Here is an 18766-nt window from a genome sequence, read left to right as displayed (position 1 = left end):
GACTCAGGCGTGCAGGCGGACCCAGACGCTGACCAGCACGGTGGCGGCCATCAGCCAGGCCACGGCGGCCACCGCCAGCGAGGCTTCCAGGCGCAGCCGGTCGACCATCAGGTACAGGGTCGCCAGATACACGAAGTACGGAATGATCGACCACATGCCAAATACGATGGTGGTCTTCAGGTCGTCCAGCGAGCGGCCCTTGCCGACGATGTAGTGGGCAATCAGGGCGAAGGTCGGAAACAGCGGCACCAGGCCGGCGATGTAGTAGTTTTTGGTCTTGGCCAGGGCGGCGATTATCACCACCACCGCCGCGCCAAGGGCCGCTTTCAACAATAGATCCACGACTGTTCTCGCTGGGTTAGTGGCTGAGGCCGTACTTCTTGACCTTGTCGAACAGCGTGGTCTTGGCCATGCCCAATTCCAGGCTGGCCTGGGTCAGGTTGCCGCCGCTGCGTTGCAAGGCATCGCTCAGCAGGTTGCGCTCGAAGGCTTCCACCGCCTCGGAAAACCCCAGGCCCTGGGCTGCGCCAGTGGCGCCGGATTTCTTGAACGCCGGCAGGCCGAGGGCAAAGCGTTCGGCGACGTTGCGCAGTTCGCGCACGTTGCCCGGCCAGTCGTGGCTCATCAGGTGCGACAGGGTCTGGTTGTCCAGGTCCGGGACAGCGCGGTCGAAGCGCAGCGATGATTGCTGCAGGAAGTGCTCGAACAGTTGCAGGATGTCCTCGCGGCGTTCGCGCAGCGGCGGCAGTTCCAGGGTCACCACGTTGAGGCGGTAATACAGGTCGCTGCGGAACTGGCCGGCGCGGCCCAGTTCGTCGAGGTCGGACTTGGTGGCGGCAATCACCCGGCAATCGACCGCCACGCTCTGGTTCGAACCCAGGCGCTCCAGGGTGCGTTCCTGCAATACCCGCAGCAGTTTGATCTGCAGGGGCAACGGCATGCTTTCCACTTCGTCGAGGAACAAGGTGCCGCCGTTGGCATGTTCGATCTTGCCGATCCGCCGTTTGCCGGCGCCGGTAAAGGCGTTCGCCTCATGCCCGAAGATTTCGCTTTCAAACAGGTTTTCCGGCAGGCCACCGCAGTTCAGTGCGACAAAAGGCTGGGCCTGGCGGCGACTGAAGTCGTGCAGGCAACGGGCAACCAACTCCTTGCCGGTGCCGGTCTCGCCTTCGATCAGCACGTTGGCCGACGTGTCGGCGACGTTGGCGATCAGTTCGCGCAGGTGCTGCATGGCGGGCGAGCGCCCAATGATGCGGCCTTCCAGTGAGTCGCGTTCAGCCAGTTGCCGGCGCAAGGAGCTGACTTCGCGGGCCAGGCTGCGTTGCTCCAGGGCACGTCGGGCAACGTCCACCAGGCGCTCGGGGGAGAAGGGTTTCTCCATGAAGTCGTAGGCGCCTTTTTGCATGGCGTCGACAGCCATCGAAATGTCGCCGTGCCCGGTGATCAGCACCACCGGCAAACTGCGATCGCGAGCCTTGAGCCGACCCAGCAGCTCCATGCCATCGATGCCCGGCAGGCGGATGTCGCTGATGACGATCCCGGCAAAGTTGTCGCCCACCTGCGCCAGGGCTTCTTCAGCGCTGCCAACGCCAGTGCAGGGGATGTCTTCCAGGGCCAGGGCCTGCTGGCAACCGAGCAGGACATGGGGATCGTCTTCGACGATCAGCACACTAAGATCGTTGTTCATATCGGCTCGACGGGCAGGGGGCTTACCAAGGGTAAGCTGAGGACAAATGCGGTACCACCGCTGGCCGGGTGTTCGACACCCAGGCTGCCGCCGGTCGCGGCGGCCAGGCTTGCCGACAGGGTCAGGCCGAGGCCCAGGCCCTGTTCGCCAGGCTTGGTGGTAAAGAAGGGTTCGAACAGATGCTTGCGCGCCTCGGCGTCAATGCCGTGGCCGTTGTCGCGTACGTGCAGCCGGTACTTGCCGTCCACTGCCTCACCCTCGAGCCACAATTGGGGCGCAGCTTGCGCCTGCATGGCATCCAGGGCATTGCCGATCAGGTTGACCAGGATCTGCTCCAGACGGGTCTGGTCGATCGACACTTGTTCGTCAGTGAACGCGCGGTGCAACTGCAGGCCGCTGTGTTCCAGGCGCGCGCCCAGCAGTTGCAGGGCCGCATCGACCGCTTTGCCCAGGCTGGCCTGGCCCTTGTCGTCGCCGCGCCGGGCAAAGGAGCGCAGGCTGGCCGTGATGCGGCCCATGCGATCGATCAGTTCATTGATGGTTTTCAGGTTGGCACTGGCGGTGTCCAGTTGGCCACGTTCGAGAAACCGTACGGTGTTGCCGGACAGGGTGCGCAACGCCGCCAGGGGCTGGTTCAGTTCATGGGCAATGCTGGTGGACATTTGGCCGATGGCCGCCAGTTTACCGGCCTGTACCAATTCATCCTGGGCATGGCGCAGGGTTTCCTCGGCCAGGCGCCGTTCGCGAATCTGGCCCTTGAGGCGTTCGTTGCTAGCTCGCAGGTCAGTGGTGCGTTCGGTAATCCGTCGCTCCAGTTGATTGTTGGCTTCCTGCAGGGCTTCCCGGGCCGCGAGGCGGGTGGCGATGACCTTGCGGCGCTCGTTCCAGGCGATCAGCAGGAACGCCACCAGGGCGAAGGCCACTGCCACCAGAATGCCCTGGTTGATCGCCTCGCGCCGCAGGTCCTGGAGCGGTGTCAGCAGGGTGAAATTCCACGGCGTGTCGCTCAGGGGGCGGGTCTGCGACAGGTAGCTGATGGCCTCGTCGTCGGAGACCACTTCGGCGTTGGCCGGGAAGGTCAGTTTCTCCACGCCTTCGGCCAGGCGTTCGCGGGCCAGCGGCTCCAGCTCATTGAGCGGGAACCAGTAGTATTGCAGGCTGCGGGCCAGGCGCTCCTTGGTGTCGTCGCTCAGTGGACGCACGGCCTTGAGCCGTCGCGCCGGGTCGCTGGAGAGAATGATGATGCCGTTCTCATCGCTGACGAAGGCTTCCAGGCGGGCGCGCTGCCAGCGTTCTTCCAGGGCTTCCAGGCGCACCTTGACCACCGCGACGCCGATGATCTTGCCTTGCTCCTCGAGGCCGTGGGCCAGGTAGTAGCCGGGTTCGCCGTTGGTGCTGCCGATCCCGTAGAAGCGCCCGGGCTGGCCGCGTACTGCGTTCTGGAAATAGGCACGGAAGGACAGGTCTTCGCCCAGGTAGCTGTCGACGTCGCGCCAGTTGCTGGTGGCCAGGACTCGGCCGGTGGTGTCCATCACGTAGATGGCCCGACTGCGGCTGCGCCGGTTCAGGCCTTCAAGGTAATTATTGACCGCTTGCCGGTGTTCCGGCGACGGCTCGGCCAGCAACTGCGAAACACTCGATTCGAGTTCCAGCAGGCTAGGCAGGTAGGTGTATTTGCTGATCTCGCTTTCCACCGCACGGGCGTGCAGTTCCAGCTGGCGTTGACCGTTTTCGCCGAGGCTGCGAATGCCGTAGTGCTCACTGATCCAGAAGCCGAGCAGCCCCAGTGCGAGCATCAGCAGGATGATCAGCGGCGGCAGGAACAGGTGGCGGATCAGACGAGGTTTCACGGCGAGTGATGGCGGTGCGGCGCGATAAAGAGTGGGGTCGCATTTCATCACAGATGCCTTGGGTCAACCACAACACAAATCTACAAATCCGCGCAGTCCCTGTGTAGGAGCGAGCTTGCTCGCGATGGAGTGTCAGTCAACAGTGATGTAGCTGACCCACCATCGCGAGCAAGCTCGCTCCTACACGGGGGCGAGGAGCGGTGTGCTGCTTAGTGCTGCAGGATCTTGTTCAGGAAGTGCTGTGTACGTTCGGCGCGAGCGTTGATGTCGCCGAAGAACTCTTCCTTAGGGCAGTCTTCGATGATCTTGCCGGCGTCCATGAAGATCACCCGGTCCGCCACTTTGCGGGCGAAGCCCATTTCGTGGGTCACGCACATCATGGTCATGCCTTCGTGGGCCAGTTGCACCATGACGTCCAGCACTTCGTTAACCATTTCCGGGTCCAGCGCCGAGGTCGGTTCGTCGAACAGCATGACGATCGGGTCCATGGCCAGTGCGCGGGCGATCGCCACACGCTGCTGCTGACCACCGGAGAGCTGGCCCGGATGCTTGTGGGCGTGGGCCGAGAGGCCGACGCGCTCGAGCAGTTGCAGGCCTTTCTTGGTGGCTTCTTCCTTGCTGCGGCCCAACACCTTGATCTGCGCGATGGTCAGGTTTTCGGTGATGGTCAGGTGCGGGAACAGTTCGAAGTGCTGGAACACCATGCCAACGCGCGAGCGCAGTTTTGGCAGGTTGGTCTTGGGGTCGGCAATCGAAGTGCCGTCGACCACGATGTCGCCTTTCTGGAACGGTTCCAGGGCATTGACGCACTTGATCAGGGTCGACTTGCCGGAGCCGGACGGCCCGCACACCACGATCACCTCACCTTTCTTGACGTCGGTGCTGCAATCAGTCAGCACCTGGAAGTCCCCATACCACTTGTTGATATTCTTGATAGAGATCATACGGCGAACCTTTTTTGCAGACGCTTGACCAGCTGCGAGGCGGCAAAGCTGATGATGAAGTACACGAGACCGGCGAATACCAGGAACTCATTGGAACGGCCAATGATGTCGCCACTGGCCCGCGAAGCGTTGAGGAAGTCCACCAGGCCGACGGCGTAGACCAGCGAGGTGTCCTGGAACAGGATGATGCTCTGTTGCAGCAACAGCGGTGTCATCTTGCGGAATGCCTGGGGCAGGATGATTAAACGCATCATCTGGCCATAGGTCATGCCCAGGGCCTGGGCGGCGCCCATCTGGCCCTTGGGAATCGATTGCACACCGGCACGGACGATTTCGCAGAAGTACGCTGCTTCGAACATCATGAAGGCCACGATGCAGGAGGCAAACGCGCCGATCGGGGTGTCTTCGCCGGTGATCCAGCGCAGCACGAACGGCACCGCCAGGTAGAACCAGGTGATCACCAGCAGCAGCGGGATCGAACGGAAGTAGTTGACGTAGGCACCGGCAAGGTTCGACAGCAACTTGTTGTGGGACAAGCGCATCAACGCCAGGATGGTACCGAGGATGATCCCGCCGACGACGCCCAGCGCCATCAATTGCAGGGTCATCACCATGCCGTTCCACAGGCCCGGCAGGGACGGGATGATGCCCGAGAAGTCGAATTCCATCATTTACCCCCTACGGAAATCAGGCCCGGCACTGCAACTTTCTTCTCGACCACGCGCATCAGCAACATCAGGCTCATGTTCAGGGTGAAGTAGATCAGGGTCGCCAGGGTGAAGGCTTCGAACAGGTTGGCGGAGAACTCGGCGGTCTGCTTGGTCTGCGCGAGCAGCTCCATCAGGCCGATCAGCGAGGCCACGGACGAGTTCTTGAAGACGTTGAGGAATTCCGAGGTGAGCGGTGGAATGATGATGCGATAGGCCTGGGGCAGCAGCACGTTCCAGTAGATCTGCGGCAGCTTGAAGCCCATGGCGCGAGCAGCCGATTCCTGGCCGCGGGGCAGCGCCTGGATACCGGTGCGCACTTGTTCGCAGACCCGGGCGGCGGTGAACAGGCCCAGGCACACGACAACACTCAGGTAGGCCGAGGTGGTCGGGTTGAGGTCCTGTTTGTACCAGTCCTGCAGGTCTTGTGGCAGCAGGTCGGGCACCAGGAAGTACCAGATGAACAGCTGAACCAGCAGCGGCACGTTACGGAACAGTTCTACGTAGCAGGTCGCGATGCCTGACACGATGCGGTTCGGTACGGTGCGCATTACGCCCAGTACCGAGCCCAGCAGCAATGCAATGATCCAGGCCACGATGGCGATAGCGATGGTCCAGCCCAGCCCGGAAATGAACCAGTCGAGATAGGTCTCGCTGCCCACGCCGGTGGACTTGAAGAACACGCCCCAATCCCAGTTGTAATTCATTAGGGTCTCCCCTCGGATTCAATCGATGTTCAAGCACCTGCCTGGGGGAACTCCGTTCCCACCCGACGTTGACGGTCGGGCACACGCGGTCGGCTCGACAACCACCGGTTCGAGTGTTTCCAAAAATGCCAGCAGGTAGTGACAACCTCCCGAAAGGGCATTGGCCCTCTCAGGAGGTAAGACTAGTCAGAAATCAGGATTTCTTGTCGTCAGCCGCTTTGTCGGTCGGATTGGCGATCAGCGCCTTGAGCTCGTCGCTCATCGGGAAGTTCAGGTTCAGGCCTTTAGGCGGGATTGGCGCCTGGAACCAGGTGTCGTAGATCTTGTTGATCTTGCCCGAAGCGTAGGTGGCCTTGATGGCATCATCGACCGCTTTCTTGAACGGCTCGTCGCCTTTGCGCACCATGCAGCCATAGATTTCATAGGACTGTGGCGTGCCAGTCACTTCCCAGTCGGAAGCTTTCTTGGCCTTGGCCGCTTCACCGGCCAGCAGGGCGTCGTCCATCATGAAGGCAACGGCGCGGCCCGATTCCAGCATCTGGAAGGATTCGCCGTGGTCCTTGGCGGAGATCACGTTCATGCCCATTTGCTTGTCGGCGTTCATCGACTTGAGGATGCGCTCGGACGTGGTGCCAGCGGTGGTCACGACGTTCTTGCCTTTAAGATCGTCGAAATCCTTGTACTTGGAGTCCTTCTTGGACAGCAGGCGAGTACCGATTTCGAAGATGCCGACCGAGAAGTCAACTTGTTGCTGACGCTCGACGTTATTGGTGGTGGAACCGCACTCGAGGTCAACGGTGCCGTTCTGCACCAGCGGAATACGGGTTTGCGAGGTGACCAGGTTGTATTTGACTTGCAGGTTCGGCAGGTCCAGGTCTTTTTTCAGGGCTTCGACGACTTGCATCTGGATGTCGTGGGAGTAGCCGACTGGTTTGCCAGAAGCGTCTGCAATGTAGGAAAACGGAATGGAAGCGTCGCGATGGCCCAGGGTGATGGTGCCGGACTCTTTGATCTTCTTCAGGGTGCCGGTGAGCTCGGCGGCGAAAACTGGCGTGCTGATCAGAGCGGCAGCGATGGCTGCGCTCAGGATATGGGGAACGATACGCATCAAATTTTCCTCGACATTGTTTTTTTTATGGAGCCAGTTCTTCGGCTCTCTAGTACTGCTGAACGCCTGGAGGGCTCCTGAAGTGTTGGCACCTCAGGCGTTCGTCCAAGAGTGTAGAGCATGAGTCGTGCCAGGCCAGAGTAAATTGATTAAAGTATTGATTTATAAGGATATTAAATATTTGTGGCGGAACTTGTCCCTACTCCTGATCCGGTTAACCGAATTGACTGCCGGGTCGCGTTCGGAAAACCGAATGAATTTTTCGCGGCTTCAACGCAATGTAGAAAATAAAAAGCCCCTGAATCGCGGAATCCAGGGGCTTTTTATGTATTGGCTGTCGATCAGGCCGCTTCGATCTTGCTGCGGTTGACTTCGAGCTTGTGCAGGTACTGCTGCACGTTTGCCTGTTCGTCGGCCGTGGTGAACAGGCCCAGCTTGGTGCGCCGCCAGAGAATATCGTGGGCGGTGGTGGCCCATTCCTGCTGGCACAGGTAATCGACTTCACGGCTGTAGAGCCCGCCACCCAGGTGCTCGCCCATGTCGTTCAAGCCCTGTACGCCTTCGAGCATGCGCCAGGTGCGGCTGCCGTAAGTGGTGGCCCAGCGGCGGGCAATTTCCGTGGGGACCCAGTCGAACTTGTCGCGAATCAAGGCGCTCAGGGCCTGCGGGGTGCTCATGTCTTCGCCGCCAGGCAGGGTTGCCTGGGCAGTCCAGCTCGGTTTCATCTGCTTGAAGTAGGGCGCCAACTGGGCCATGGCCGACTCGGCGAGCTTGCGGTAGGTGGTCAGCTTGCCGCCGAACACCGACAGCAGGGGCGCCTCTTCACCGTTGCCGGACAGGGCCAGGGTGTAGTCGCGGGTCACGGCCGATGGGTTGTCGGATTCGTCGTTGCACAACGGGCGCACGCCGGAATAGGTGTGCAGGATGTCGTCACGGCTGACCTGTTGCTTGAAGTGCGCATTGACTACCTGGATCAGGTAATCGGTTTCGCCCTCGGTGATCGCCACTTTGGCCGGGTCACCGGTGTACTCGCGGTCCGTGGTGCCAATCAGGGTGAAGTGATTGAGGTACGGAATGGTGAACACGATGCGCTGATCTTCGTTTTGCAGGATGTGCGCGTGCTCGCCTTCGTACAGCTTGGGCACGATCAGGTGGCTGCCCTGGATCAGGCGAATACCGTAGGGCGATTCCATCTTCAGGTCATCGCGAATGAACTTGGCAACCCAGGGGCCGGCAGCGTTCACCAGCGCTTTGGCGCGGATCGAGAACAGGCTGCCATCGGCGCGCTCCAGGTGCAGGTGCCACAGACCCTTGCTGCGTCGGGCGCTGACGCAGCGGGTCTGGGTGTGCACGTGGGCGCCGTTCTCACGGGCGGCCATGGCATTGAGTACCACCAGGCGGGCGTCGTCGACCCAGCAGTCGGAGTACTCGAAGCCCTTGCTGATTTCGCTTTTCAAGGCGCTGTCGGCACCGAACTTCAGGCTTCTGGAACCGGCGAGCTTTTCCCGCTTGCCCAGGTTGTCGTAGAGGAACAGGCCGGCGCGAATCATCCAGGCCGGGCGCAGGTGCGGGCGGTGCGGCAGGACAAAGCGCATCTGCTTGACGATATGCGGGGCCTTGGCCAGCAGCACTTCGCGTTCGGCCAGGGCTTCGCGCACCAGGCGGAATTCATAGTGTTCCAGGTAGCGCAGGCCGCCGTGGATCAGCTTGCTGCTGGCGGACGAGGTGTGGCTGGCCAGGTCGTCCTTTTCGCAAAGGAACACCGAAAGCCCACGGCCGGCAGCATCCGCCGCAATCCCGACGCCATTGATCCCGCCACCAATCACGGCGACGTCATAGATCTCGGCAAGTGGGGGTGTCGGCAAGGTGGAAGTGGGCATCGGCAGGCCTCGGGCATTTTTGGCTTTATGTATTGGAATACGAACATTAATGTTCATTTTCGAAAATGGTAGCCCATAAAGTCGCCCACAGCCAGTCCGCTTCGATTGAAAAAACTCATCGAAGGGGCAGAAAAGGAAAAATTTCGAACATTTATGCGGGTGGGGCATGAGCAGGCGCTATCGCGAGCAAGGGTTGCGCTGCTCGCGATGGCGTCTGGAGGGACGATGAAGAGGTGAGGCGACTAAACGACTTCCAGGCGAATCTTGTTCTGGCTCAGCAGCTGGGCGAGGGCGGGCACGGGCTCCTGATCAGTCACCAGGCAATCGATCAGGGTGATCGGTCCGAGGCGAATCATGGCGTTGCGTCCGAACTTGCTGGAGTCGGCCGCCAGGATCACTTGCCGGGCATTGGCGATGATCGCCTGGGATACCCGCACTTCCTGGTAATCAAAGTCCAGCAGGCTGCCATCTTCGTCGATGCCACTGATGCCCACGAGGGCATAGTCGACCTTGAACTGGTTGATGAAATCGACACTGGCCTGGCCGACAACCCCGCCGTCGCGGCGCACGGTGCCACCGGTGAGCAGCACGTCGAAATCATCCTTGGCACTGAGCATCGAGGCCACGTGCAGGTTGTTGGTGATGATTTTCAGGTGGTTGTGGTTGAGCAGCGCCCGGGCGATGGACTCGGTGGTGGTACCGATATTGATGAACAACGAGGCGTGGTCGGGAATTTGCCGGGCAATAGCTTCGCCGATGCGCTGCTTCTCGTCGCGCATCTGGTCGGCACGCATGGCGTACGCAGTGTTTTCCACGCTGGAATCATAGGCTGCGCCGCCATGGTAGCGGCGCAACAGGTTGTCTTCGGCCAGCTGATTGATATCGCGGCGAATGGTCTGCGGAGTAACAACGAACAACTGGGCCATTTCCTCGATGCTGACGTAGCCGCGTTCGCGGACCAGTTCGAGGATTTGCTGCTGACGGGGAGGCAGATTCATGGGGCGTCCTTTGGGCTGCCGTGCAAAATTTGCCCATGATGCCGCATCAATCCCCTCCCGACCAGTTAGATGCCGAACACTGTTCGGCCCTTGGCTTACTCCTCGCCTTCGTGCGGCTCCCAGTCACGAGTACGGCTGACGGCTTTTTTCCAGCCAGCGTAGAGTTTTTCCTTGGCGCTTTCTTCCAGTTGCGGGTCGAATTCGCGCTCGATCACTGCCTTGCCGCGCAGTTCGTCCAGACTGGCCCAGAAGCCGCAGGCCAGGCCTGCCAGATAGGCAGCGCCGAGTGCCGTGGTCTCGCGCATTTGCGGGCGCTCGACCTGGGTGCCGAGGATGTCGGCCTGGAACTGCATGAGGAAGTTGTTCGCCACCGCACCGCCGTCCACGCGCAAGGCCTTGAGGCGTTCGCCGGAGTCCTGTTGCATGGCGTCGAGCACGTCGCGGGTCTGGTAGGCAATCGACTCCAGGGCTGCGCGAATGATGTGGTCGACCCGTACGCCGCGAGTCAGGCCGAACAGGGCGCCGCGGGCATAGGGGTCCCAGTACGGCGCGCCGAGGCCGGTGAAGGCGGGCACCAGGTACACACCGTTGCTGTCCTTGACCTTGTTGGCGAAGTACTCAGTGTCGTGGGCGTCGTTGATGATCTTCAGTTCGTCGCGCAGCCACTGCACGGTGGAGCCGCCGTTGAACACTGCGCCCTCGAGGGCATAGGCCACCTCACCGCGCGGACCGCAGGCGATGGTGGTGAGCATGCCGTGGCTGGATTTGACTGCCTTGCTGCCGGTATTCATCAGCAGGAAGCAGCCAGTGCCGTAGGTGTTTTTCGCCTGGCCGGGCTCCACGCACATCTGGCCGAACAAGGCCGCTTGCTGGTCGCCGGCGATACCGCCGATGGCAATGCCGCTCTTGGTGTGGCCATAAATTTCTGACGAGGACTTCACCTGCGGCAGCATCTCGCGTGGGATGTCCAGCAGCTCGAGCATCTTCGCGTCCCACTCCAGGGTGTGGATGTTGAAGAGCATGGTGCGCGAGGCGTTGGTGTAGTCGGTGACGTGGGTCTTGCCGCCGGTAAATTTCCAGATCAACCAGCTGTCGACTGTGCCGAACAGCAACTCGCCGTTGCGTGCACGCTCCCGGCTGCCTTCGACGTTGTCGAGGATCCACTTCAGCTTGGTGCCGGAAAAGTACGGGTCGGTGACCAGGCCGGTGGTGTCGCTGATGTATTGCTCGTGGCCGTCGCGCTTGAGCTGCTGGCAGATCTCGGTGCTGCGCCGGCACTGCCAGACAATGGCGTTATAGATCGGCCGGCCGCTGGTCTTGTCCCAGACCACGGTGGTTTCGCGCTGGTTGGTGATGCCGATGGCGGCCACCTGGTCGTGATGCAGGCCGGCTTGTGCCAGGGCCTCGACCATCACCGCGCTCTGGGTGGCGAAGATCTCCATCGGGTCATGTTCGACCCAACCGGCTTGTGGGTAATGCTGGGCGAATTCGCGTTGAGCGGTGCAGACCACGTTGGCGTCGCGGTCGAAAATGATCGCGCGCGAGCTGGTCGTACCCTGATCAAGGGCAATGATGTAGTTCTTATTCTGTGTGTCGGTCATGTCGATTGCCTTGGACGAAATAAGGGAGTGGATCGGGGCGCGTGATCAATGGTGGGCAGGATCACGCGCCGCCGCTATCAGGAAATTCGGGTTTTGCCATCCATCGCCGGTTCTGCCTTTGTTGTAGCAGGTACGGCGCCGGGCAGGTGACGGGCAATCAGCCCGCGATAGGCCGCAGCACCGAGGCAGGCACCGACAATCGGAGCAAAAATCGGAATCAGGAAATAGGGAATATCCCGGCCGCCAGTGAAGGAAATTTCACCCCAGCCAGCGAAGAAAGTCATCAGTTTAGGACCGAAATCCCGTGCCGGGTTCATCGCGAAGCCGGTCAGCGGCCCCATCGAGCTGCCGATCACGGCGATCAGCAGGCCAATCAGCAGCGGTGCCAGCGGGCCCTTGGGCAGGCCGTTGTTATCGTCGGTCAGGGACATGATCACGCCCATCAGGATCGCGGTGATGATCATCTCGACCAGGAACGCCTGGCCGGTAGACAGGGCCGGGTTGGGGAAGGTGGAGAATACCGACGCCAACTCCAGGCTGGCCTGGCTGCCGCGAACCATCTGCTGGGTTTGTTCGAAATCGAAGAACAGGTTGCTGTAAAGCGTGTAAACCAACAACGCGCCACAGAAGGCGCCCGCCACCTGGGACAAGATGTAGAAGGGCAGTTTGCGCTTTTCAAAGTCGGTGAAAATGCTTAGGGCGATGCTGACGGCCGGGTTCAGGTGGGCACCGGAAACGCCTGCGGTCAGGTAGATCGCCATACTGACGCCGACGCCCCAGATGATGCTGATTTCCCACAGGCCAAAGCTGGCACCCGCGACTTTGAGGGCGGCGACGCAGCCAGTGCCAAAAAAGATCAGCAGTGCAGTCCCCAGGAACTCGGCCATGCATTGGCTCGAGAGCGGTGGTTGTTGTAAAGCAGTGGTCATGAAAACCTCGTTTTTTGTTGTTGTCGGGCGCTCGTCCCACAGGAGATCGGGCGCGATTTTCACCAAGGCAGGATCCCCATCCTGGTCTCGGCTTACTGCTGGGTGCTGCGTAGGATTATTCGCATGGTATTCGGAAACGAAAAAATATAGACAAGAAACGCTGATGTCAAAGGTCGAAAGTGAACCGTCAGTCACAAATCAACTATTGTTCGGCTGAATGATCGCGTCTTGAGGGGGGTGGCAACGTTGCAGATTTACCTGGCCGGCAGCGCCGACGACTGGATAGCGGGGCGGTCTTAGAGCCTTTTGCTGCGTGATGACCTAGAATCCGGCGCAGCATTTGTTGTTCTTTCGTTGGCTTGGAGCTGCCATGACCCCCGCATTGGATCTGCTGAAAAAAGTTCGTGCCGAACATCGTGTACACAGTTATGAACATGATCCCAAGGCCGCTTCATACGGGTTGGAGGCGGCGGAAAAGCTTGGGTTGCAGCCGGCCCAGGTGTTCAAGACCTTGCTTGCGGCTAGTGAGAAAGCCGAGTTGCTGGTCGCTGTGGTGCCGGTCGTCGGAAGTCTGGACTTGAAGGCGCTGGCCCATGCGGCAGGGGTCAAGAAAGTCGAGATGGCCGACCCCGCTGCCGCACAGCGGGCAACCGGGTACTTATTGGGGGGAATTAGCCCGTTGGGGCAGAAGAAGCGGCTGCGTACCTTTATCGATAGCAGTGCCCAAGCTTTTGCGACTATTTATGTCAGTGCCGGTCGACGCGGCCTGGAAGTCGAATTGGCCGCTGCAGTGCTGGCCGAACATACCCAGGCCAGGTTCGCTGACATCGGCCGGGCTTGACCCGTTCGCTGTATGGTGAAAATCCACTGGCTCTGTCACTGGTGAGCCAGCCACCGCTGCTGCATGCTCGCGCTCGCCTACACAAAAGGAGAGTACTCATGGAGTTAGCGTTTCATCAGGTCGATGCCTTCAGCGACCGTCCGTTCAGTGGCAACCCGGCGATGGTCTACCGGCTCGAGGCTTGGCTCAGTGATGAACTGATGCAAAACATCGCCGCCGAGCACAACCTCGCCGAGACCGCGTTTGTGGTGCGTGAGGCCCAGGGTTGGCATATCCGTTGGTTCACCCCGACCACGGAAGTGCCGTTGTGCGGCCACGCGACCCTGGCCAGCGCCCATGTGTTGTTCGACCAGTATGAGGAACCGTCGCAAAGCCTGGACTTCATCAGTAAATCCGGGCCGTTGCGCGTGACCCGCGAAGGCGGGCAGCTATGGCTGGATTTCCCGAGGATCGCACCGCGTGCGGTGGCGGCCAATCCGCTGATAGCCGCAGCGCTGGGGGTGCAGCCCATCGAGGTGCTGGGTTCCAATGAGTTGTTTGTGGTGCTCGAATCGGAGCAGGCCGTGCGCGATTGCCAACCCGACATGGCGGCCCTGGCGAAGTTGCCCTGGCTGGGGGCAATCGTCACCGCGCGTGGCACGCAGCATGATTTTGTCTCGCGCTATTTTGCCCCGGCCATCGGCATCAACGAAGACCCGGTCACCGGTTCGACCCATTGCCTGCTGATTCCTTACTGGGCGCAGCAACTGGATAAAACCAGTCTGACGGCCTATCAGTGTTCGGCGCGGGGCGGGGAGTTGTTCTGTCGCCTGGAAGGCGATCGAGTGAAGATTGGCGGGACTGCGACGTTGGTGGCCAGCGGGACGTTGCTGCTGGGCTGACACTGACGTCGCTGCCTGACTGGCTGTGTAGGAGCGTGGATCAACTGGCGGTGCTGTACCGGCGGACTCCGGATTCGACGGCCGGTATCTGTGCCGCGGTGCTGCCGGATGCCTGGAACAGCACCAGGTGTTCGGCGGCCACGCGAATGCCGACATCGGCACCCACCAGGTGGTCGGCGTGGCTCGGGAAGATCGATTCCAGCTGGCTGCCGGTGGGCAGTTGCAGGCGGTACAACGTCGAGGCGCCAAGGAAGGTTTTGCCGATGATCCGCGCTTTCAGCGGGCTATCCGGGGCGTAGACGATATCGTCGGGACGCAGCAGCACGTCCACGGCGCCGCCGGTCGGCCAGGTATAGGCGCGGTTGCCACGCAGCTCGCCAAGTTCGGTCTGCACCGACTCGGGGGTCTGCAACTGGCCACGAATGAAGTAACCCTGGCCGATGAAGCTCGCGACGAAAGGTGTCAGCGGCTCGTGGTACAGGTTGTAGGGCGTGTCCCACTGCTCCAGCCGACCTTCCTTGAACACCCCGACCTGATCGCTGACCGCGAAGGCTTCTTCCTGGTCGTGGGTCACCAGAATCGCACTGGTGCCACGGCTCTTGAGGATGTCGCGGACTTCGTGGCTGAGCTTGCGGCGCAATTCGCCATCGAGGTTGGAGAAGGGTTCATCGAGCAGCAGCAGTTGCGGCTCCGGGGCCAGTGCGCGAGCCAGGGCCACCCGTTGTTGCTGGCCGCCGGAAAGCTCGTGGGGGAAGCGCTTGCCGAGGTTCTTCAGGTTCACCAGTTCGAGCATCTCGGCGGTGACCCGGTCTTTGTGCGGGTGCTTGCGAATGCCGAAGGCGATGTTGTCAGCCACGCTCAGGTGCGGGAACAGTGCGTAGTCCTGGAACACCATGCCGATCCGGCGTTTCTCCGGGGCGAGGGTGAAACCGGCACTGGAGATGGTTTCTCCCGCCAGTTGGATTTCCCCTTCGTGGACCGGTTCAAAACCGGCGATGGCCCGCAGGGTGGTGGTCTTGCCACAACCGGAGGAGCCAAGCAGGCAGCCGATATCGCCAGCATTGAGATGCAGGTTGAGGTTCTGGACAACGCGCTGGTCCTGGTAGCCGCAGGCCAGGTTGCGCAGGTTCAGCAGTAATGTATGACTCATGCGTGGTGGTACGCCGGGGGAACGAGGAATTCGAGCAAGGCCTTTTGCGCGTGCAGGCGGTTTTCTGCCTGGTCCCAGGCCACCGAGCGGCCGTCGTCGAGCAGGTCGAGGCTGATTTCTTCGCCGCGGTGGGCCGGCAGGCAGTGCATGAACAGGACATCCTCGGCCGCCAGGTCGAGCAGGGCGCGGTTGACCTGGTAGGGCGCAAACAGTTTGAGGCGCTTGGCGGTTTCTTCTTCCTGGCCCATGGAGGTCCAGACATCGGTGCTCACCAGGTGTGCGCCACGCACGGCATCCTTGGGGTCGCGGACGATGGTCACGCGATCGCCGGCTGCCGCCACGAATTGCGGGTTCGGCTCGTAGCCCTCGGGGCAGGCGATGCGCAACTGGAAGTCGAACTGGATGGCCGCTTCTATATAGCTGTTGCACATGTTGTTGCCGTCGCCGATCCAGGCCACGGTCTTGCCCTGGATCAAACCGCGATGCTCAAGGAAGGTTTGCATGTCGGCCAGCAACTGGCACGGGTGCAGGTCATCGGACAGGCCGTTGATCACTGGCACGCGGGAGTTGGCGGCGAATTCGGTCAGGGTGCTGTGGGCAAAGGTGCGGATCATCACGGCGTCGAGCATGCGCGACATGACGATGGCGCAGTCGCCAATCGGTTCGCCACGGCCCAGTTGGGTGTCGCGCGGCGAGAGGAAGATGGCCTGGCCGCCGAGCTGGATCATGCCGGCTTCGAACGACAGGCGAGTGCGGGTCGAGGACTTCTCGAAGATCATCCCCAGGACGCGGTTTTTCAACGGCTCGAACAGTACGCCGCGGTTACGCAGGTCTTTGAGCTCAATGCCTCGACGGATCACGCTGACCAGCTCTTCGGGCGTGCAATCCATCAGGGAGAGAAAGTGCCTTGCGCTCATCATTGACTACCTTTTGCAACGGACCGCAGATACTCAAGGCCTTGTTTAATTAAAAAAACGGGCGAGACCTGCGGCGTAAGCCGCACGGGGCGACGAAATAGGGGAAGGCGCAATATTGACATTAAATGTCGCGCCTTACCAATAGGCTACGGTGTTTAGGGGATTTCAGAGGGGCTACGGGGTGACCGCAGTAGCGCTTTTGAAGCCTGTTTCCTGACAGCAGCAAGCCCTTTGTACACTGCCCCCGCGCGCCTTGGCAATCGAGCGCAGCGCACAAGCGGGCGTACCAGTCGGTTTTTGCCCTGCCGGTCGCCAACTGGCGGGGAGCTATCGGCAGGCCTGATGGCCGCCGATTCACAAGACGAACGTCGCTGGTGCAGTGGTCGGACTCGGCCCATAGTTTTACTCCCGCAACCGCGCCCTGGTTGCCCCGAATAAAACAGAGACTGGCCATGACCAAGACTCTTAACCACCGTGCGTGCCACCTGTGTGAAGCCATCTGCGGCTTGACCATCGAAACCACCGCCAGCGACAACGCGGACCTGCAGATCACTTCGATCAAGGGGGACCCGCTGGATAGCTTCAGTCGCGGTCACATCTGCCCCAAGGCGGTGGCGTTGCAAGATATCCAGAACGATCCCGATCGCCTGCGCCAGCCCATGCAGCGCGTCGGCAACGAGTGGCAGGCGATTGGTTGGGACGAGGCCTTTGTGCTGGTCGCCGAGCGCCTGGCGACGATCCAGGAGCGTCATGGGCAGAACGCGGTGGCGGTGTATCAGGGCAACCCCAGCGTGCATAACTACGGGCTGATGACCCACAGCAATTATTTTCTTGGGTTACTGAAGAGCCGCAATCGCTTCTCCGCGACGTCCGTCGATCAGTTGCCCCATCACCTGACCAGCCACTTGATGTATGGCCATGGGTTGCTGCTGCCGATTCCAGACATCGATCACACCGATTTCATGCTGATCCTGGGCGCTAATCCACTGGCGTCCAACGGCAGCATCATGACCGTGCCGGATGTGGAGAAACGCTTGAAGGCGATCCAGGCGCGTGGCGGCAAAGTGGTGGTGGTCGACCCGCGGCGCAGCGAGACCGCAGCGATGGCCGACCAGCATGTGTTTGTTCGGCCTGGGGGCGATGCGGCGTTGCTGTTTGGCGTGCTCAATACCTTGTTCAGCGAAGGCCTGAGTCGCGACAGTCATTTGCCGGTGGATGGGCTGGATCAGGTGCGCCAGGCGATTGCGCCATTCGATGCCGAGGCCATGAGCCCGTTGTGTGCCGTGCCGGCCGAGCAGATCCGCCAACTGGCGCGCGATTTTGCCGCCGCGCCGACGGCGGTCTGTTATGGGCGCATGGGGGTTTCGACCCAGGCCTTTGGCACCTTGTGTCATTGGCTGGTGCAGTTGATCAACCTGGTCACCGGCAACCTGGACCGGGTCGGCGGGGCACTGTGCACTGAACCGGCGGTTGACCTGGTGGCGTCGACCTCGGGCGGGCATTTCAATCTGTGGCAAAGCCGGGTCTCCGGGCGGCCGGAATACGCGGGTGAGTTGCCGGTATCGGCCCTGGCCGAAGAAATGCTCACGGGCGGCGAGGGGCAGATTCGCGCACTGATCACGGTTGCAGGCAATCCGGTGTTGTCGACGCCCAATGGCCGGCAACTGGAGCAGGCGCTGGACGGCCTGGAGTTCATGGTCAGCGTCGACCTGTACATCAACGAAACCACGCGTTACGCCGACCTGATCCTGCCTTCGACCTCGGCGTTGGAAAACGATCACTACGACACCACGTTCAATATGTTCGCGGTGCGCAATGTCAGCCGCTTCAACCGGGCGATCCTGCCCAAGCCCGAGGGCGCGCTGCATGATTGGGAAATCTTCGTCGGCCTGGCCAAGGCCTTTGCGGCCAGGACCGGCAAGGAACTCAAGCCTACGCTGCCACCGGCACAGATGATCGACTTTGCCTTGCGTGCCGGTCGCTACGGTGACGCCTCCGAGCACAAGCTGTCGGTGACCAGCCTGTTCGATCATCCCCATGGCGTCGACCTGGGGGCGCTGAAGGCCAACCTGGGGCCGCGCCTGAAAACGCCCAACCAGCACGTGCAAGCGGCGCCAGCGGCGATACTCGCGGACCTGCAGCGCTTTGCCGCCCTGCAAGCGCCGGCGGCGGATGAGTTGTTGATGATTGGCCGACGCCATGTGCGCAGCAACAATTCGTGGATGCACAACTACCACCGCCTGGTGAAAGGCAAGCCGCGTCATCAGTTGTTGATGCACCCGGACGACCTCGCTCAGCGCGGGCTCAGCGACGGCCAGCGGGTGCGGGTCAGTTCGCGGGTCGGCGAGATCGAAGTCGAGGTGCTCGGCAGTCCCGAGATGATGCGGGGCGTGGTCAGCCTGCCCCACGGCTGGGGCCATGCCCGGCCTGGAGTGCAGATGGGCATCGCCACGGCGCAACCGGGGTCCAGCGCCAACGACCTGACAGATGAGCGTCAGCTTGATGAGTTGTCGGGAAACGCAGCGCTCAATGGTGTGCCGGTGACGGTGGCAGCGGCCTAGGTATG

The 18766-nt window shown here is 61.2% G+C and carries 16 protein-coding genes; 3 read left to right on the top strand and 13 right to left on the bottom strand.

What is annotated here, in order from left to right; genetic code table 11:
• Positions 1-3: 3 nt before the first annotated feature.
• The 11 genes from PspS04_RS21950 to PspS04_RS21900 all read right to left on the bottom strand — a co-directional run bounded on the left by PspS04_RS21950 (position 4) and on the right by PspS04_RS21900 (position 12411).
• Complete coding sequence (locus PspS04_RS21950) at positions 4-333, bottom strand: GlpM family protein (RefSeq protein WP_174244632.1); 330 nt, start codon at positions 331-333, stop codon at positions 4-6.
• 25 nt (positions 334-358) lie between these two features.
• A complete protein-coding gene (locus PspS04_RS21945) occupies positions 359-1687 on the bottom strand; it encodes a sigma-54-dependent transcriptional regulator (RefSeq protein ID WP_159997741.1) in 1329 nt (442 codons plus the stop codon).
• On the bottom strand, positions 1684-3585 hold the full coding sequence (locus tag PspS04_RS21940) for a sensor histidine kinase (protein WP_159997739.1): 1902 nt from the start codon (positions 3583-3585) through the stop codon (positions 1684-1686). Before PspS04_RS21940 ends, PspS04_RS21945 begins: the two co-directional genes overlap by 4 nt.
• A gap of 161 nt (positions 3586-3746) precedes the next feature.
• Positions 3747-4481 carry an amino acid ABC transporter ATP-binding protein gene (locus PspS04_RS21935; protein ID WP_095165946.1) on the bottom strand — a complete coding sequence of 245 codons (735 nt, stop codon included), beginning with the start codon at positions 4479-4481 and terminating at the stop codon, positions 3747-3749.
• Positions 4478-5149 carry an amino acid ABC transporter permease gene (locus PspS04_RS21930; protein ID WP_159997737.1) on the bottom strand — a complete coding sequence of 224 codons (672 nt, stop codon included), beginning with the start codon at positions 5147-5149 and terminating at the stop codon, positions 4478-4480. The genes PspS04_RS21935 and PspS04_RS21930 overlap by 4 nt, the downstream gene beginning before the upstream one ends.
• On the bottom strand, positions 5149-5895 hold the full coding sequence (locus PspS04_RS21925) for an amino acid ABC transporter permease (RefSeq protein WP_095165942.1): 747 nt from the start codon (positions 5893-5895) through the stop codon (positions 5149-5151). Before PspS04_RS21925 ends, PspS04_RS21930 begins: the two co-directional genes overlap by 1 nt.
• A 193-nt stretch (positions 5896-6088) precedes the next feature.
• The gene (locus tag PspS04_RS21920) at positions 6089-7003 is read right to left on the bottom strand and encodes a glutamate/aspartate ABC transporter substrate-binding protein (RefSeq protein ID WP_159997735.1); all 915 of its coding nucleotides are present in this window, start codon (positions 7001-7003) and stop codon (positions 6089-6091) included.
• Positions 7004-7344: 341 nt separating this feature from the next.
• Entirely contained in the window at positions 7345-8883 is a 1539-nt protein-coding gene (gene glpD, locus PspS04_RS21915) for a glycerol-3-phosphate dehydrogenase (RefSeq protein ID WP_159997733.1), read from the bottom strand.
• Positions 8884-9125: 242 nt separating this feature from the next.
• Positions 9126-9881, bottom strand: coding sequence for a DeoR family transcriptional regulator (locus tag PspS04_RS21910; protein WP_095165936.1), 756 nt, complete (start codon positions 9879-9881; stop codon positions 9126-9128).
• A 95-nt stretch (positions 9882-9976) separates the two neighbouring features.
• Positions 9977-11482, bottom strand: a complete 1506-nt coding sequence (gene glpK, locus PspS04_RS21905; protein ID WP_095165935.1) for a glycerol kinase GlpK — start codon at positions 11480-11482, stop codon at positions 9977-9979.
• Between the two features lie 77 nt (positions 11483-11559).
• On the bottom strand, positions 11560-12411 hold the full coding sequence (locus PspS04_RS21900; protein ID WP_095165933.1) for an MIP/aquaporin family protein: 852 nt from the start codon (positions 12409-12411) through the stop codon (positions 11560-11562).
• A gap of 370 nt (positions 12412-12781) precedes the next feature.
• Between PspS04_RS21900 and ybaK the strand changes: the two genes are divergently transcribed.
• Both ybaK and PspS04_RS21890 read left to right on the top strand, forming a co-directional pair.
• Entirely contained in the window at positions 12782-13252 is a 471-nt protein-coding gene (gene ybaK, locus PspS04_RS21895; RefSeq protein WP_095165932.1) for a Cys-tRNA(Pro) deacylase, read from the top strand.
• Positions 13253-13350: 98 nt separating this feature from the next.
• Positions 13351-14133 (top strand): PhzF family phenazine biosynthesis protein, encoded by a 783-nt coding sequence (locus PspS04_RS21890; protein ID WP_095165930.1) that lies wholly within the window; start codon positions 13351-13353, stop codon positions 14131-14133.
• Between the two features lie 40 nt (positions 14134-14173).
• Here PspS04_RS21890 and PspS04_RS21885 read toward each other — a convergent pair whose 3' ends face one another.
• Positions 14174-15283, bottom strand: a complete 1110-nt coding sequence (locus PspS04_RS21885; protein WP_095165928.1) for an ABC transporter ATP-binding protein — start codon at positions 15281-15283, stop codon at positions 14174-14176.
• A complete protein-coding gene (argF, locus tag PspS04_RS21880; protein WP_159997731.1) occupies positions 15280-16200 on the bottom strand; it encodes an ornithine carbamoyltransferase in 921 nt (306 codons plus the stop codon). The genes PspS04_RS21885 and argF overlap by 4 nt, the downstream gene beginning before the upstream one ends.
• 452 nt (positions 16201-16652) lie before the next feature.
• Between argF and PspS04_RS21875 the strand changes: the two genes are divergently transcribed.
• Positions 16653-18761, top strand: a complete 2109-nt coding sequence (locus PspS04_RS21875; protein ID WP_159997729.1) for a molybdopterin oxidoreductase family protein — start codon at positions 16653-16655, stop codon at positions 18759-18761.
• Positions 18762-18766: the final 5 nt, after the last annotated feature.

It is taken from the genome of Pseudomonas sp. S04, from assembly GCF_009834545.1.
In the GTDB taxonomy this organism is placed as follows: domain Bacteria; phylum Pseudomonadota; class Gammaproteobacteria; order Pseudomonadales; family Pseudomonadaceae; genus Aquipseudomonas.
Note: the sequence above shows the minus strand (reverse complement) of the source record. Positions and strands in the feature narration are given on the sequence as shown.